The sequence below is a fragment of the Pseudomonas sp. TH04 genome (assembly GCF_016651355.1).
Lineage (GTDB): Bacteria > Pseudomonadota > Gammaproteobacteria > Pseudomonadales > Pseudomonadaceae > Aquipseudomonas > Aquipseudomonas fluorescens.
Map to the genome: position 1 here is coordinate 2434671 of NZ_JAEKEA010000001.1, position 15891 is coordinate 2450561.

At 61.2% G+C, this 15891-nt stretch carries 15 protein-coding genes; 11 read left to right on the top strand and 4 right to left on the bottom strand.

Features of this window, described 5'->3' with window-relative positions:
- The 9 genes from JFT85_RS10950 to JFT85_RS10990 all read left to right on the top strand — a co-directional run bounded on the left by JFT85_RS10950 (window position 1) and on the right by JFT85_RS10990 (window position 9972).
- Window positions 1-1449 carry an alginate O-acetyltransferase gene (locus tag JFT85_RS10950; RefSeq protein WP_169876052.1) on the top strand — a complete coding sequence of 483 codons (1449 nt, stop codon included), beginning with the start codon at window positions 1-3 and terminating at the stop codon, window positions 1447-1449.
- Window positions 1450-1457: 8 nt separating this feature from the next.
- The gene (locus JFT85_RS10955; RefSeq protein ID WP_096236825.1) at window positions 1458-2567 is read left to right on the top strand and encodes a mannuronate-specific alginate lyase; all 1110 of its coding nucleotides are present in this window, start codon (window positions 1458-1460) and stop codon (window positions 2565-2567) included.
- Window positions 2568-2795: 228 nt separating this feature from the next.
- Window positions 2796-4328 (top strand): MBOAT family O-acyltransferase, encoded by a 1533-nt coding sequence (locus tag JFT85_RS10960; protein WP_053254503.1) that lies wholly within the window; start codon window positions 2796-2798, stop codon window positions 4326-4328.
- A gap of 11 nt (window positions 4329-4339) precedes the next feature.
- Window positions 4340-5524 carry an alginate O-acetyltransferase gene (locus JFT85_RS10965; protein WP_201229837.1) on the top strand — a complete coding sequence of 395 codons (1185 nt, stop codon included), beginning with the start codon at window positions 4340-4342 and terminating at the stop codon, window positions 5522-5524.
- A gap of 16 nt (window positions 5525-5540) precedes the next feature.
- Entirely contained in the window at window positions 5541-6197 is a 657-nt protein-coding gene (locus JFT85_RS10970) for an alginate O-acetyltransferase AlgF (RefSeq protein ID WP_053254501.1), read from the top strand.
- Between the two features lie 149 nt (window positions 6198-6346).
- Window positions 6347-7798, top strand: a complete 1452-nt coding sequence (locus tag JFT85_RS10975) for a mannose-1-phosphate guanylyltransferase/mannose-6-phosphate isomerase (protein WP_053254500.1) — start codon at window positions 6347-6349, stop codon at window positions 7796-7798.
- A 424-nt stretch (window positions 7799-8222) separates the two neighbouring features.
- Window positions 8223-8498 (top strand): DUF3077 domain-containing protein, encoded by a 276-nt coding sequence (locus JFT85_RS10980; RefSeq protein WP_201229838.1) that lies wholly within the window; start codon window positions 8223-8225, stop codon window positions 8496-8498.
- Window positions 8499-8680: 182 nt separating this feature from the next.
- Window positions 8681-9145 (top strand): hypothetical protein, encoded by a 465-nt coding sequence (locus JFT85_RS10985; RefSeq protein WP_053254498.1) that lies wholly within the window; start codon window positions 8681-8683, stop codon window positions 9143-9145.
- A 14-nt stretch (window positions 9146-9159) separates the two neighbouring features.
- A complete protein-coding gene (locus JFT85_RS10990; protein WP_053254497.1) occupies window positions 9160-9972 on the top strand; it encodes an SDR family oxidoreductase in 813 nt (270 codons plus the stop codon).
- Here the strand turns inward: JFT85_RS10990 and JFT85_RS10995 are convergent.
- Window positions 9969-10826 carry a LysR family transcriptional regulator gene (locus JFT85_RS10995; RefSeq protein WP_201229840.1) on the bottom strand — a complete coding sequence of 286 codons (858 nt, stop codon included), beginning with the start codon at window positions 10824-10826 and terminating at the stop codon, window positions 9969-9971. The two genes, JFT85_RS10990 and JFT85_RS10995, sit on opposite strands and share 4 nt — an antisense overlap.
- Before the next feature lie 111 nt (window positions 10827-10937).
- On the opposite strand from JFT85_RS10995, the gene JFT85_RS11000 reads away from it, so the two are divergent.
- Window positions 10938-12128: an MFS transporter gene (locus JFT85_RS11000; protein ID WP_201229842.1), complete on the top strand. Its 1191-nt coding sequence runs from the start codon at window positions 10938-10940 to the stop codon at window positions 12126-12128.
- Window positions 12125-12526: a hypothetical protein gene (locus JFT85_RS11005; RefSeq protein ID WP_053254494.1), complete on the top strand. Its 402-nt coding sequence runs from the start codon at window positions 12125-12127 to the stop codon at window positions 12524-12526. The genes JFT85_RS11000 and JFT85_RS11005 overlap by 4 nt, the downstream gene beginning before the upstream one ends.
- A gap of 118 nt (window positions 12527-12644) precedes the next feature.
- Here JFT85_RS11005 and JFT85_RS11010 read toward each other — a convergent pair whose 3' ends face one another.
- Genes JFT85_RS11010 through JFT85_RS11020 form a run of 3 tightly spaced genes read right to left on the bottom strand, consistent with a single transcriptional unit; the run spans window position 12645 to window position 15883 of the window.
- On the bottom strand, window positions 12645-13505 hold the full coding sequence (locus JFT85_RS11010) for an efflux RND transporter periplasmic adaptor subunit (protein WP_053254493.1): 861 nt from the start codon (window positions 13503-13505) through the stop codon (window positions 12645-12647).
- Window positions 13506-13515: 10 nt separating this feature from the next.
- The gene (locus tag JFT85_RS11015; protein WP_053254492.1) at window positions 13516-13716 is read right to left on the bottom strand and encodes a DUF1656 domain-containing protein; all 201 of its coding nucleotides are present in this window, start codon (window positions 13714-13716) and stop codon (window positions 13516-13518) included.
- Window positions 13706-15883, bottom strand: a complete 2178-nt coding sequence (locus tag JFT85_RS11020; RefSeq protein WP_053254491.1) for an FUSC family protein — start codon at window positions 15881-15883, stop codon at window positions 13706-13708. Before JFT85_RS11020 ends, JFT85_RS11015 begins: the two co-directional genes overlap by 11 nt.
- Between the last annotated feature and the right edge of the window lie 8 nt (window positions 15884-15891).

Sequence of the window (15891 nt, forward strand, 5' to 3'; positions counted from 1 at the left end):
ATGCACCCACACATAATCAAACTGCTGAGCCTCTCGGGTCTGACCCTCGGCCTGCTGGCGGCCAGCCAGGGCGTGCGCGCCGATGAAGTGAAAGCGCCTACGTTTACCGCCGAGCCGTGCTGCAGCCTGTGCCCGGCCGCCCATGACGCGAAGAACTACACCACGCGCTACCAGCAGAACTTCACCACCCTGGTGCAAGCCCAGGGCGACTGGCTGTTCCGTACCCAGGAAGATTTGCGTACCGAATTCGACACCAGCCCCGCCGGCTACAAGCGCATGCAACAACTGCACGATGCGTTCAAGGCCAAAGGCGTGGAACTGGTGGTGGTCTACCAGCCGACCCGTGGCCTGGTGAACCGCAACAAGCTCAACCCGGAAGAGAAAGCCAAGTTCGATTTTGACAAGGCGTTGGGCAACTACAAAACCATGCTCGGCCGTTTCGCCAAGATGGGTTATGTGGTGCCGGACTTGTCGCCGCTCACCAACGAGCAACTGCCGGATGAGTTGCCGGCCCACGACTTCTACTTCCGCGGCGACCAGCACTGGACCCCGTACGGCGCTCAGCGCACGGCAAAAATCGTCGGCGCCAAAGTGCGTGCCATGCCGGAGTTTGCCGATATTCCCAAGCGCGAATTCGAAACCAAGCGCTCCGGGCGCATGGGCAAGACCGGCACGCTGCACAACATGGCCGGGCAGCTCTGCGGCACCAGCTACGCGATCCAGTACATGGACCAATTCACCACCGAGCCCAAAGGCGAAGCCGGCGACGGCGACCTGTTCAGCGATGCCGGCAACCCGCAGATCACCCTGGTGGGCACCAGCCACAGCGGCAAGAACTACAACTTCGCCGGCTTCCTTGAACAGGAAATCGGTGCCGACATCCTCAACGTCGCCTTCCCCGGCGGTGGCCTGGAAGGGTCGATGATCCAGTACTTGGGCAGCGATGAATTCCAGAAAACCCCGCCGAAAATTCTCATCTGGGAATTCTCGCCGCTCTATCGCCTCGACCAGGAGACCATCTACCGCCAGATGATGGCGCTGCTCGACAACGGCTGCGAAGGCAAGACCGCGCAGATGAGCGCGAGCACCACGTTGAAACCCGGCAAGAACGAATTAATGGTCAACCGTTCGAACAAAGACCTGCGCAACAGCAGCCATCAGGTCGACATCCGCTTCGCCGACCCGTCGGTGAAAACCCTGCAAGCCACCCTCTGGTACATGAACGGGCGCCACGAGGACATCAAGATCGACAAACCCGAAACATCCGATACAGACGGGCGTTTCGCCTTTGAACTGCGCACCGACGAAGACTGGGCCTCGCAAAACTTGCTGGCCGTGGAAGTGCAGGGCCCAGAAAAGGGTGCTGCCGCGCAGAAAGTCGAAGCGAAAATTTGCACACGCAACGTATTCCCCGCCGGTGGTCAACAGACCGCTTCGGCCGGGCAATGAGGTTACCTATGCAGAAGTTACTGATCCCAACCTTACTGGGCCTGGCAATGTTCGCCGGCGCCGTGAATGCCGCCGCGCCACTGCGTCCACCCCAGGGCTATTTCGCCCCGGTGGAAGCCTTCAAGACCGGCGATTTCAAGAATGACTGCGACGCCATGCCGGCGCCGTACACCGGCTCGCTGCAATTTCGCAGCAAGTACGAAGGTTCGGACAAAGCCCGTTCCACACTGAATGTGCAATCCGAAAAAGCCTTTCGCGACAGCACCGCCGACATCACCAAGCTGGAAAAAGACACCAGCAAGCGCGTGATGCAGTTCATGCGCGACGGTCGCCCGCAGCAGTTGGAATGCACCTTGAACTGGCTCACGAGCTGGGCCAAGGCGGATGCGTTGATGTCCAAGGACTTCAACCACACCGGCAAGTCCATGCGCAAATGGGCGCTGGGCAGCATGGCGTCGGCCTATGTGCGCCTGAAGTTTTCCGACTCGCACCCGCTGGCCAACCACCAGCAGGAGTCGCAATTGATCGAGGCCTGGTTCAGCAAAATGGCGGATCAGGTAGTGAGCGATTGGGACAACCTACCGCTGGAAAAAACCAACAACCACTCCTACTGGGCGGCCTGGTCGGTCATGGCGACGTCTGTCGCCGTGAACCGCCGTGACCTGTTTGATTGGGCGGTGAAGGAATACAAGGTCGGCGCCAATCAGGTCGATGCCCAGGGCTTTTTGCCGAACGAATTGAAGCGCCAGCAACGTGCCTTGTCGTACCACAACTACGCGCTGCCGCCGCTGGCGATGATCGCCAGTTTTGCCTTGGTCAACGGTGTGGACCTGCGCCAGGAAAACAACGGCGCCCTCAAACGCCTGGGTGACAAGGTGCTCGCCGGGGTCAAAGACCCACAGATCTTCGAGCAGAAGAACGGCAAAGAGCAGGACATGAAGGACCTCAAGGAGGACATGAAATTTGCCTGGCTTGAACCCTTCTGCACCCTCTACACCTGCGCCCCGGATGTGCTCGAGCGCAAGCACGGGATGCAGCCGTTCAAGACCTTCCGACTGGGCGGTGACCTGACCAAGGTCTTCGACCCGACGCATGAAAAAGGCAACAAAGGTTCCTGAAAAAACAGCTGACGAAACTGGGTCCCAGTGTGGGAGCGGGCTTGCTCGCGAAGGCGGAGTGTCAGTCAACACATCCGTTACAGAACCACCGCTTTCGCGAGCAAGCCCGCTCCCACAGTTTGAGCCGGTTTCGTCAGTAGGAATGTAGTACCGCCCGCCCGTGAAATCGCGGGGGGGTTTGGGGGGGCCGTTGGCCCTTGACTGTTGGTTAAACATGGAGAGATCGGGATGGTTTTCTCGTCCAATGTGTTCCTGTTTCTGTTCTTGCCGATTTTCCTCGGCTTGTACTATTTGAGCGGGCAACGCTATCGCAACCTGCTGCTGCTGATTGCCAGCTACGTGTTCTACGCCTGGTGGCGAGTGGACTTCCTGGCGCTGTTCGCCGCCGTCACGCTGTGGAATTACTGGATCGGCCTCAAGGTCGGTGCGGCCGGCGTGCGCACCAAGCCGGCTCAACGCTGGCTGCTGTTGGGCGTGGCGGTCGACCTGTGCATTCTCGGCTACTTCAAATACGCCAACTTCGGTGTCGACAGCATCAACGTGATGATGAAGTCGGCGGGCCTGGAGCCGTTCATTCTCACCCACGTGCTGTTGCCGATCGGGATCTCGTTCTACATCTTCGAGTCCATCAGCTACATCATCGACGTGTACCGTGGTGACACCCCGGCCACCCGCAACCTCATCGACTTTGCGGCGTTCGTGGCGATCTTCCCGCACTTGATTGCCGGCCCGGTGCTGCGCTTTCGCGACCTGGCCGACCAGTTCAACAACCGCACCCACACCCTCGACAAGTTTTCCGAGGGCTGCACACGCTTCATGCAGGGTTTCATCAAGAAAGTCTTCATCGCCGACACCCTGGCGGTGGTGGCCGACCATTGCTTCGCCCTGCAAAACCCGACCACCGGCGATGCCTGGCTCGGCGCGCTGGCCTACACCGCGCAGCTGTACTTCGACTTCTCCGGCTACAGCGACATGGCCATCGGCCTGGGCTTGATGATGGGTTTTCGCTTCATGGAAAACTTCAAACAGCCGTACATCAGCCAATCGATCACCGAGTTCTGGCGCCGCTGGCACATCAGCCTGTCCACCTGGCTGCGCGATTACCTGTACATCACCCTGGGCGGCAACCGGAAAGGCACGCTGACCACCTACCGCAACCTGTTCCTGACCATGCTGCTCGGTGGCCTGTGGCACGGCGCGAACATCACCTACATCGTGTGGGGCGCCTGGCATGGCATGTGGCTGGCAATTGAAAAAGCCATCGGCCTCAACACCGCGCCGCGCAGTTTCAACGTGGTGCGCTGGGCCTTCACCTTCCTGCTGGTGGTGATGGGCTGGGTCATCTTCCGCTCGGAGAACCTGCACGTCGCCGGCCGTATGTACGGTGCGATGTTCAGCTTTGGCGAGTGGTCGCTGTCGGAACTCAACCGCGCCAACCTCACCGGCCTGCAAGTGGCAACCCTGGTGGTGGCCTACGCAACGCTGGCGTTCTTCGGTCTGCGCGATTTCTACACCCACCGCCCTGCGGAGAAAGCCAAGCCCGCTGACCCGAGCCTGATCAAGGCCGTGCCGGGCGACAACCCGGGCAGCATCCACCAGCCAGGTTTCACCGTCGGCCAGGATGCCGCCGTGCAACCGGCCTACTGGACCGCTGACTGGCCACGCTACGCCATGCGCGCCGCAGTGCTGCTGCTGTTCGTGGCGTCGATCCTGAAATTGTCGGCGCAGAGTTTCTCGCCGTTCCTTTACTTCCAATTCTGAGGGAGCCGACCATGACCCGTTCATTCCGCGTCCTCTATATCGCGCTGTTCCTGCTGGTGCTGCTGGCCCTGGGCGCCTGGTCGATGCGCAGTTTCTTCGGCTTCAGCACCAATGCCGACGCGACGGTGCTCAATGGTCGCTGGACCAAGGCCGTCGAAACGCATTACGACGACCAGTTCCCGATCAAGCGTATCGGCACCAACCTGTGGGCTGCGCTGGACTACAAGCTGTTCAACGAAGGCCGCCCTGGCGTGGTGCTGGGCCGCGATCACTGGTTGTACAGCGACGAGGAGTTCAACCCCACCGTCAATGAAGACCAGAACCTGCAAGGCAACTACGCGCTGGTCGAAGGCGTACGCCAGAAGCTCAAGGCCCAAGGCATTCAATTGGTCATGGCGATTGTGCCGGCCAAGGTGCGCCTGTACCCGGAACACCTGGGTGACGTGAAACCGGCAAGCATCCACGCCAACCTGTACCAGGACTTCCACGCCCGTGTGGCTGCCGACACGATCATCGCCCCGGACCTGCTCGGCCCGCTGCAACAGGCCAAGCTGGGCGGCAAGCAAGTGTTCCTGCGCACCGACACCCACTGGACCCCGGACGGCGCCGAAATCGCCGCCAAACAACTGGCCAAGGTGATCAGCGAAAAGACCCCGCTCAGCGGCGAACCGCAGCGTTTTGTCACCGAAGCTGAAAAGACCGAACCGCACAAAGGTGACTTGCGCCTGTTCCTGCCGCTGGACCCGCTGTTCGAAAACCTGATGCCGCCCAAAGAGCCGCTGCAAAAACGCGTCACGCACCTGGCTGAAAACACAGGCGACGACGCCCTGTTCAGCGACAGCGAAACCCCAGTGGCACTGGTCGGCACCAGCTACAGCGCCAACCCCAACTGGAACTTCGTCGGTGCGCTCAAGCAAGCCTTGCACAGCGACGTCATCAACTACTCGGAAGACGGCCACGGCCCGATCCTGCCGATGCTCAGCTACTTGAAAAGCGACGACTTCAAGAACAACCCGCCACAGGTGCTGATCTGGGAGTTTCCTGAACGTTATCTGCCCGTCAACAACGAAATCGGTGACGCCGACCCGCAGTGGGTTGCGCAGCTTAAACAAGCCGGTTCGCGCCAACAAAACATGGCACTGAACACCCCAGTTAAACACCAAAAATCCGAGACGCCCGACCGGGCGCAAAACTGAAAGAGAGGTAACTCACATGACTTTCACTACTACTCCGCGTCGTCTCGCCAAGACCCTGGCCATTGCTGCCGGCTTGAGCTTCGTATCGATGTCCGCCTTCGCCGGGGGCGACGCCGCCCTCTACGGCCCAACCGCGCCGAAAGGCTCCAGCTTCGTGCGGGTCTACAACGCCAGCAACCAGGAAGTCAGCGCCACCGTCGGCGCCACCAACCTGAGCGACGTTGCACCGCTGGCCAGCAGCGACTTCAGCTTTATGCCGGGCGGCGACTACAGCGCCAAGGTCGGCAGCCAGACCGTGCCGGTCAAACTTGCCGCTGACCACTACTACACCCTGGTTAACAGCGGCAGCGGCCAGCCGCAATTGATCGAAGAACCGCCGTTCAAGAACAAGCAGAAATCCCTGGTGCGCGTGCAGAACCTCAGCGACAAGGCGCTGACCCTGAAGACCGCCGACGGCAAAACCGACGTGGTCAAGTCGGTGGCCGCCAAGGGCCGTGGCGAGCGTGAGATCAACCCGGTGAAAGTCAGCCTGGCGTTGTATGACGGTGACAAGAAAGTCGGCGATGTGAAGCCGGTGGCGTTGGAACGTGGTGAAGCGGCCGTGCTGTACGTGACCGGCTCGGGTTCGAGCATTTCGCCAGTGTGGGTAAAACGCCCGGTGTCGACCCGCTGATTAGATTTTCAATTTGACGCTCCCCCTGTGGGAGCGGGCTTGCTCGCGAATGCGCTGGTTCAGCAACAGATGTGCTGACTGAAACACCGCTTTCGGGAGCAAGCCCCCTCCCACAGGCTCTGACCCAATCGATTCAAGGAGAAACATCCATGATCCCAGTAATCCTTTCCGGTGGTAGCGGCTCACGTCTTTGGCCGCTTTCCCGTAAGCAGTTTCCCAAGCAATTCCTGGCCCTGACCGGCGAGCACACGCTGTTCCAGCAAACCCTGGAGCGCCTGGTGTTCGAAGGCATGGACGCCCCGATCGTGGTCTGCAACAAGGACCACCGCTTTATCGTCAACGAGCAACTGAGCACACGTAAGCTCGAATGCCAGCGCATCCTGATGGAACCGTTCGGGCGCAACACCGCACCGGCCGTGGCCCTGACCGCGATGATGCTGGTCAACGAAGGCCGCGACGAACTGATGCTGGTGCTGCCGGCCGACCACGTGATCGACGACCAGAAAGCCCTGCAACGTGCGCTGGCCCTGGCTACCGTGGCGGCCGAGCGTGGCGAGATGGTGCTGTTCGGCGTGCCGGCAACCCGTCCGGAAACCGGTTATGGCTACATCAAGTCCACCAACGATTCGCTGCTGCCCGAAGGCGTGAGCCGCGTGCAACAGTTCGTGGAAAAACCCGATGAAAAACGTGCTGTCGAGTTCGTCAAAAGCGGTGGTTACTTCTGGAACAGCGGCATGTTCCTGTTCCGCGCCAGCCGCTTCCTTGAGGAGCTGAAAAAACACGACCCGGACATCTACGACACCTGCGTGCTGACCCTGGAACGCAGCGAGCAGGATGCCGACACCGTGACCTTCGACGAAGCCACTTTCGCCTGCTGCCCGGACAACTCCATCGACTACGCCGTGATGGAAAAAACCCAGCGCGCCTGCGTGGTGCCGCTGAGTGCCGGCTGGAGCGACGTGGGCTGCTGGGCCTCGCTGTGGGCGGTCAATGATAAAGACGTCAACGGCAACGTCAGCAAAGGCGACGTGGTCATCCAGGACAGCCGCAACTGCATGATCCACGGCAACGGCAAACTGGTGTCGGTGATCGGCCTGGACAATATCGTCGTGGTGGAAACCAAGGACGCGATGATGATTGCCCACAAGGACAAGGTCCAGGGCGTCAAGCAGATGGTCTCGACCCTCAACGACCAGGGCCGCAGCGAAACCCAGAACCACTGCGAAGTCTATCGCCCGTGGGGCTCCTACGACTCGGTGGACATGGGCGGGCGTTTCCAGGTCAAGCACATCTCGGTCAAGCCGGGTGCGTGCCTGTCGCTGCAAATGCACCACCACCGCGCCGAACACTGGATCGTGGTCAGCGGCACGGCCGAAGTCACCTGTGACGAAAACGTGTTCCTGCTCTGCGAAAACCAGTCCACCTACATCCCCATCGCCTCGGTGCACCGCCTGCGCAACCCGGGCAAGATCCCGTTGGAGATCATCGAAGTGCAATCGGGCAGCTATTTGGGCGAAGACGATATCGAGCGGTTTGAAGATATCTACGGGCGCTCCACGCCGATTGAACGTGGCGTGTCGGTGAAAACTATCGCGCAGTAACACGGTCGTACAAGAAGCCCTCACCCAGCCCATTGCGTCCCCTATCCGCAGTGGGCTGGGTGGGGGCTGATCGTTCCCACGCTCCGCGTGGGAATGCCGCCTGGGCCGCTCCGCGTCCCGATTCACACCCGGTGCATGGGTGACACAGAGCGTCACGGGATGCATTCCCACGCAGAGCGTGGGAACGATCGACAATTGACCCTTGCCCCCTTCCTGCCTATCCTCGCGCCTGTCACGACTCATTCGTGATGAGGTTTGACGGCCTCCGATACTCATAGGACCAAGCACAGCGTTATGGCGACTGTGCGTGGGGCGCTTTCGAGCGCGCCGGGTTCCTATGACCGGTCCGTCAACCTGCGCACAGTTGCCACCCATTCGTTTGACGGCGAAGCGTGGCAACTCCGATTTTCATAGGAGTTTTACCATGTCCAAACAAACCACCCGCCCCACCACCTTCGGCCCCAGCGACCGCAGTGAAGCCCCCCTGTTCAGCGTACAACCCGGCATTCCCATCGAACATGCACTGGAACATGCCAGTTATGTTTTGGGCACCGCGCGCGTGCTCACCCTGGCGGCTCAAGACTTATGCACCGAACACCAGAGCTACCTGAATTGGGCCAGCCTGCAATTGGCTGAAACCGGTTTGGCATTGGTTGAGGCTTCCATCGAAGGCTTGCAGGCGGACTCTTCTGCTCAGTAAGCAAGTCATCGGGAGCAAGCCCCCTCCCACATTATTTGGACCGTATTCCAAGGGTGTACCCGCTCCAAATGTGGGAGCGGGCTTGCTCGCGAAGGCGTCCGCCGGGCCAACACACCTCTCACGCTAGCCAATCCCACCTACGCTTAAGTTAGGATGCTCGTTCCCTATTCGAGGTGGTCTCCATGTTCTTCGGCGTTCTCCTGATCATCACCTGGCTGATCCTGCTGCTGCGCTACCCCGCCAAAGCCTTGCCGGTGTCGCTGGCCGCCGCCGTCGGCCTGGGCTTCGTGGCCATTTGGGTTGTGTGGCTGGACAACCGCGAAGCTTCGCAACTGTCGCGCCTGGAATTGCGCATCAGCTACGCGCCACAGGAATGCCCGGCCGACCGACCGTTGAAACTGGTGCTGATCAACGGCAACGACGTGCCTCTGACCGAGCTGCGCTGGCGGCTCGCCGCGTATGCGCCGGGCGACACCGTGAACCTGGCCGACAACGTCTATGCGGCCCCACGTTATCGCGGCCCCGGCGAACTGCAGGCCGGCGCTACCTGGGAAGATTGCCTGCCCACCCCGCCCCTGCGCCCCGGCTACCGCCCGCAAACCCTGGAATTTCGCGCCGAGCACCTGCAAGGCAGCTTCTCGGACTGACAAAGGATTGATCCATGCCCAACGTACTCATCACCGGTTGCTCCAGTGGCATTGGCCGCGCCCTGGCCGACGCGTTTAAATCTGCCGGCTTCGACGTCTGGGCCAGTGCCCGCCGCGAGTCAGATGTCGCCGCCCTTGCGGCAGCCGGCTTCAACACGGTGCAACTGGACGTCAACGACAGTGCGGCGCTGCAGCGCCTGGCCGAACAGCTCGGCGAACTGGACGTGTTGATCAACAATGCCGGCTACGGCGCCATGGGGCCGCTGCTCGACGGCGGCACCGAAGCCATGCAGCGCCAATTCGAGACCAATGTATTTTCCATCGTCGGCGTTACCCAGGCGCTATTTCCCGCGCTGCGGCGCAGTAAAGGTTTGGTGGTGAATATCGGCAGCGTTTCGGGTGTACTGGTCACGCCGTTTGCAGGTGCGTACTGCGCATCGAAAGCCGCGGTGCATGCCTTGAGCGATGCCTTGCGCATGGAACTGGCACCCTTTGCTATTCGGGTGCTGGAAGTGCAGCCGGGAGCCATCGACACAAGTTTCGCGAAAAACGCCGGCGCCCAGGCCGAACTGCTGATCAACGAACAATCGCCCTGGTGGCCCTTGCGCGACGGCATTCGTGCGCGCACCCAGGCTTCGCAGAACAACCCGACTTCGGCCAAGCAATTTGCAGCGCAAGTGCTCAAGGCTGTGCAACACCCAAAACCGCCACGAATGTTACGTGCGGGCAATGGCAGCCGAGCGCTGCCGTTGATGGCGGCGCTGTTGCCAAAAGGGTTGCTGGAGAAAGTCCTGAAGAAGCGGTTCGGACTCTCTGGCTCACTCTAGCCCTTCATAAAATCAATAAACGCGCGCACCTTCAGCGGCAAATGCCGTGTATCCGGGTACATGGCGTAAATCCCTTGCGGCGCGAAGCGATGGTCCGCCAGTAAGCGCACCAACCGCCCCGCCTCCAGATCACCCTGCACCAGCCATTGCGGCAGCACTGCGACGCCGTGACCACGCACGGCGAACGCCTGGAGGACGGCTGCACTGTCGGCCACCAGTGCAGCAGGGCCGGAACGGTATTGATGCTCGCCGCCGGCCGGGTCGGTCAGGCTCAGCTCCGTCAAACGGCCATGGCCTAACTTGGGCATGCGCTCCAACGCATCCAGGGTTTGCACCAGGGCAAACTCAGGCGCGGCGACAGCAAACACCTCAAAGGTCGACAGCTGCACCGCCCGGTGATTGGAGTCGAGCAGTCGCCCCAACCGAATCGCCACGTCAAAGCGTTCGGAGATCAAATCGGCATGGGTGGAGGATGTGGATAAGTGAATGTTCAAGTCCGGGTGCAGGCGCCGAAAAGCCTCCACCGCAGGAGCAACGACTGCCAGTGCGTATTCCACCGTGGTGGTGATGCGTAAGGTGCCTTTGAGCTGGGCATGTTCGGAGCGGGCTTCTTCCACTGCCAGCCGGGCCTCTTCCAACATGCGTGTGCAACGCAGGTAAAAGCGCTCACCGGCATCTGTCAGCGCCAACTGGCGCGTGTTGCGAGTCAGCAAGGTAACGCCCAGTTCTGCCTCAAGGCGCTTGAGGTTGAAGCTGACCACGGCGCGGGTCTGGCCCAGCAGGTCCGCCGCGGCGGTCAGCGAGCCGGCCTCGACCACGGCCTTGAAGGTGTCGAAACGGTCCAGGCTGACCATCGGCCGAGCCCTCCTTTGTCAAAATATTTTTGACAAACTAACAGTCAAATCACCGTATCCCAAACGCTGCTTGCGACCTACCCTGCCCGCTTCACTCGCAGGATCGCGTTCATGACCTACCGCTCGAAAGTCGCCTGGATCTTTTTACTCGGCTTTGCCCTGGACCTGGTGAACATGTTTGTCGCCACCGTTGCCTACCCGGACATCGCCCGCGAACTGCACGCCTCGGTCACGCAATTGGCGTGGATCAGCAACGCCTACGTACTCGGGCTGACCGTGATCATTCCGTTGAGTGTGTGGCTGGCGGCGATCATGGGCGAACGAACGCTGATCGCGGCGAGCCTGCTGTTGTTCGCGGGCGCCTCGGTGATGGTTGGCCAGGCGGGTTCCATCGAAACGCTGATTGGCTGGCGGGCGCTGCAAGGTTTGGGCGGTGGCTTGCTGATCCCCGTGGGCCAGGCCATGGCTTACCGGCACTATCCAGCGGCAGAACGCAGCCAATTGACAGCCAGTGTGATGTCGGTGGCGCTGCTGGTTCCAGCATTGTCGCCGGCTTTGGGCGGGCTGATCGTCGACAGTGTGTCATGGCGCTGGATCTTCTACGCCAACCTGCCGCTGGCGTTGCTCACGTTGCTGCTGGCACTGCTGTGGATAAAACCTGATGCACCTGTAACAGTGCGCCCGGCCCTGGATGTGGGCAGTATTTTCAAACAGATCCGCAGCCCGATGCTGCGCGTGGCGATGTTGGTCTATCTGTTCATCCCCGGCATATTTATCGGCACCAGCCTGATCGCTATTCTCTACCTGCGAGGCCTGGGCTACGACGCGACACACACCGGCGCGCTGATGTTGCCGTGGGCGCTGGCGTCCGCACTGGCGATTTTCCTGAGCAAAAAACGCTTCAACCGCTACGGCCCAAAACCCTTGCTGCTGGCGGGCATGGCCCTGCAATGCATCGGCATCCTGCTGCTGACAAAACCCGAACCGGCCGTAATTATTCTGGCCTACGCGTTGATGGGCCTGGGCGGCAGCCTGTGCAGCAGCACGGCGCAGACCTTGGCGTTTCTCGACATACCCGCCGAGCGCATGGGCCACGCCAGTGCGCTGTGGAACATCAACCGACAAGTCAGCTTCTGCCTCGGCGCTGCCGCCCTCAGTGCGTTGTTGTCGGCCTTGGATTCCTTCGTCATAACCTTCACGATAGCCGCAGCCCTGACACTGCTGCCCCTTTTTGCCGTGTTGCGCCTGGATGCGTCCAGAGTCCGCACACTGCTTCACCCTGCCAGCGAGCCACAGCCATGATTGATTACAGCGATTTTTTTGAGGAAGTGACCCAGACCCACGTCGAGATCGAACAGTGGTTTGCCGGGGTTGCGCCAGAAGGCACGTTGCAGCGTTTGCTCGCGCGCTTTTCACCTGAATTCAGCATGGTTGCCCCCGCCACGGGCGCGCGGGTGAATGCAGCCGGACTGAATGCGTTGTTCACACGCCTGGGCGGCATGCGCCCGGGGTTGAAAATCACCTTGAGTGAAATGGTCGGGATTGACCGGCATGCGCGTGGTGCCACGGTGACTTATCGCGAACATCAGGTTGACGACAGCGGCACCCAGACCGATCGCCGCGCCACCGTGGTGTTCGAAAAACAGGCCAGTGGCGCGCTGCTGTGGCGCCACCTGCATGAAACCTTGATCAAGGCATAACACGATCAACTGTGGGAGCGAGCTTGCTCGCGAATGCGGTGGATCAGTCAATACTTGCGTTAACTGACACACCGCATTCGCGAGCACGCCCGCTCCCACACAAGCCAGCTCCCACCGTTCAGTTGTGTGTTGGGTTGACGATAACGGTGCAGGTGATGCCCGCCGCCAGCAACACGCCGTCCGGCACTTCATCAATGTGAATCCGTACCGGCACCCGCTGGGCCAGGCGCACCCAGTTGAAGGTCGGGTTCACATCCGCCACCAGCTCACGGCTCTGCGGGTTGTCGCGGTCGTAGATACCGCGCGAGATGCTTTCCACGTGGCCCTTGAGCGTCTCGCCGCTCATCAGTTGCATATCCGCCTCGTCACCGACTTTAACGTGGGGCAGCTTGGTTTCTTCAAAGAAGCCATACACCCAGAACGAGTTCATATCGACCACGGCCATCTTCGCTTCGCCAATGCGCGCGTAGTCGCCACGGTGCACGTTGAGGTTGGTGACGTAGCCGTCCACCGCCGCCACGACTTGCGTTCGCTTCAAGTTAAGTTCTGCGGCTTCCAGCTGCGCCAGCGCGTGTTGGTAATCCGCCAGTGCCGAGTCAGCTATGTTGCTGGCGTCATCGCGGTTTTCCCGGGAGATCACCAACGCGTCGAGGTCGGCGCGGCGGTGGGCGTTGACCTTGCGCATTTCCCAGGTGGCTTTACGGGACGCTACCAGGGATTGGGCTTGCTTGACGGCGATGCGGTAGTGCTCGGGGTCGATCTGCATCAGCAGGTCGCCCTTTTTCACCAACTGGTTGTCCCGCACCGGCACGTCGACCACTTCCCCGGTAACGTCGGCGGCGACGTTGATGATATCGGCGCGCACGCGGCCGTCGCGGGTCCACGGCGTCTCCATGTAGTGCACCCACAATGTGCGGCCAATCCAGATCGCCAAAGCCAATACCAGCAAGGTCGCGAGCAGGCTGAAAAACTTTTTCATCGGGGCATTCTCAACGGTAGACGGTCAGCGCCAACGCGCCGAACAGGCAAACAAACAGGCTTAGGCGCAGCAGCGCCGGGTGCCAGAAAAAACGGTACAGGTCGAACCCGGCCAGGAAGCGATCCAGGGCCCAGGCAAGCGCGGCCGCGATCAAGAACATCAGGGTCATGGTCGGCATGTAGAGGCCGTGAAAGGCTATTTCACGCGGCATGTGGAGATCCTTTGAGAGCAGCCAGCGGCGATTGCGGGTCGAGCAACGAAGTGCGAATAAAGTGCAGGTAGCTTTTCACCCGACGCAGGGCCGAGGTGTCGAAGTGCGGGGCGAAGGGTTCGTCGGTGGCCTGCACGCGGCTGATCGCATGGTCGACGGCAATCAGGCCGCGCTCCAGGTTGCTCGCACTGGGCTGCAGGAACAGCCGCACCAGCGAGCGGCCCATCACGCGGATTGCCTGGCGCCATGGCTGGGATTCGGCATAGGCCGGGTGCACCGGCAAAATCGCCTGTTCCTTGCGCAGCTCAATGATCGCGTGGCCGACTTCCAGCACCACGAACATCCAGCGCAGCAGGTCGCGCTGCACGCGCGGCTGGCCGACGGCCAGGCCGTAAGCCTGGTGCAGCAGGTCGCGGGTACGGCTTTCGAAACTCGACGCCAGGCCCTTGAGCTTGCCACTGATCGCATACACCACCTGTTCGCGCAGGTCCTGTTCGAGGCGGCGCCACAGCCAACGGCTGTTGGGCGGCAGAATGATCGCCCCCGCCGCCGCGCACACCAGCATGCCGATGACCATGGCGATGTAGTCGTTGATAAAGGTGTAGGGGTTGTAGACCGTGAGGTTGTCCGGCACCGAGCCGGTGCTGAAGAAAATCAGCAGGCCGACGCCGACGCCCGCGTATTTTGGGCGTGACGCGAGGAAGGCGCCGAAGATGATCACCGGCGCAAGCATTACGCACAGCAGCGGGAAGCCGTCGATCCAGGGGAACACGAAGAACATTTCGACGAAGCCCACCAACGCGCCGATCAAGGTGCCGCAGGCCATCTGGAATGCCATGCGTTTGGGGTTGGGCGTGGCGGCGGACAGGCCGACGGTGGCGGCGGCGATCAGGGTCATGGTCGCGCCACTCGGCCAGGCGGTGGCCACCCAGTAGCTGCCGAGCACGATCAGGATGAACGACGCACGAATCCCCGAGGCGGCGCAGGCCAGCCAGTTGGTTTTGGGGATAAAGGTTTCATCCCACTGCTCGCGTGCATGGCTGTGATCAGCCAGGGAGGCGTGGGTCTGCGCGTAGTTATGCAGGTCGTCGACGAAGCGGTACAGCAGCTCGTAGGCCGTATGAAAATCCAGTTGCTCGGCTTCGCTCGGGTTGCCTTCCTGGAAGGTGGCACGCAGGCTGCGCACCTTGGCGGGCAGACCGTCCTTGTAGGCGCTCAGTTGGTTGACCAGGCGCGCGGCGTCCGGGCTGGTGAGGGCGCGCCCGGAGAAGCTGTCGAGCACTTCGGCGAGGTCCTGCAGGCCGGGCTTGATCGCCGCGACCACATGATCGGCGTCAACCGTGCGCAGGCGTTCCAACAGCTGGTGCAGGGCGTTGAAACGCGTAGTAATGCTCATGAATTCGCTGTTGAGGCGACTGAGCCGACCGTTGCGCCGACGCATATGCGGGTCTTCAAACACGGTGACGCTGCGCAACCCTTCCAGGCCCACGGCTTCGGCGATAAAACGCACGTTGCTGGCCTCGAAACCTTCGCGCTGGCTGCGCCCTCGCAGGCCGTCGGTGACGAACAGCGCGAACACGCCGAAGCGCTGATACAGGGCGTTGCGCATCGCCGCGCTGCTGGTCTGCGGCAGGATCGCGGCGCTGACCAGCGTGGAACAGAGAATCCCCAGGGAGATTTCCAGCACCCGCCACACCGCCGCCATAAACGCGCCGTCCGGGTGCGCCAGGGCGGGCAAGCCCACCATCGCCGCCGTGTAGCCGGCCAGCACAAAACCATAGGCGCGGAAGTTGCGGTTACGCGTTGCGCCAGCGGTGCAAATGCCGACCCAGATCGCCAGCGCGCCGAGGAACAATTCGGTGTTCTGCGCAAACAGGGCAATCAAGAAAACCATCACCGCCGAACCCGCCAGGGTGCCGAGGAAGCGGTAAAAGCTCTTGGCGAACACCTGGCCGCTCTGCGGTTGCATCACAATAAACACGGTAATCATCGCGGTACGCGGTTGCGGCAGTTCCAGGCGCATGGCTAGCCACAGCGTGAGGAATGCAGCGATCAGCACCTTGAAGATATAAACCCAGGTCACGCCATCACTGCGTGCCCAGTCGAAAAAACCACGGCGCCACTCAAGGGCGTACAACCCGCGCAGCGGTGCAGACAAGAACGTCATGAATGCCT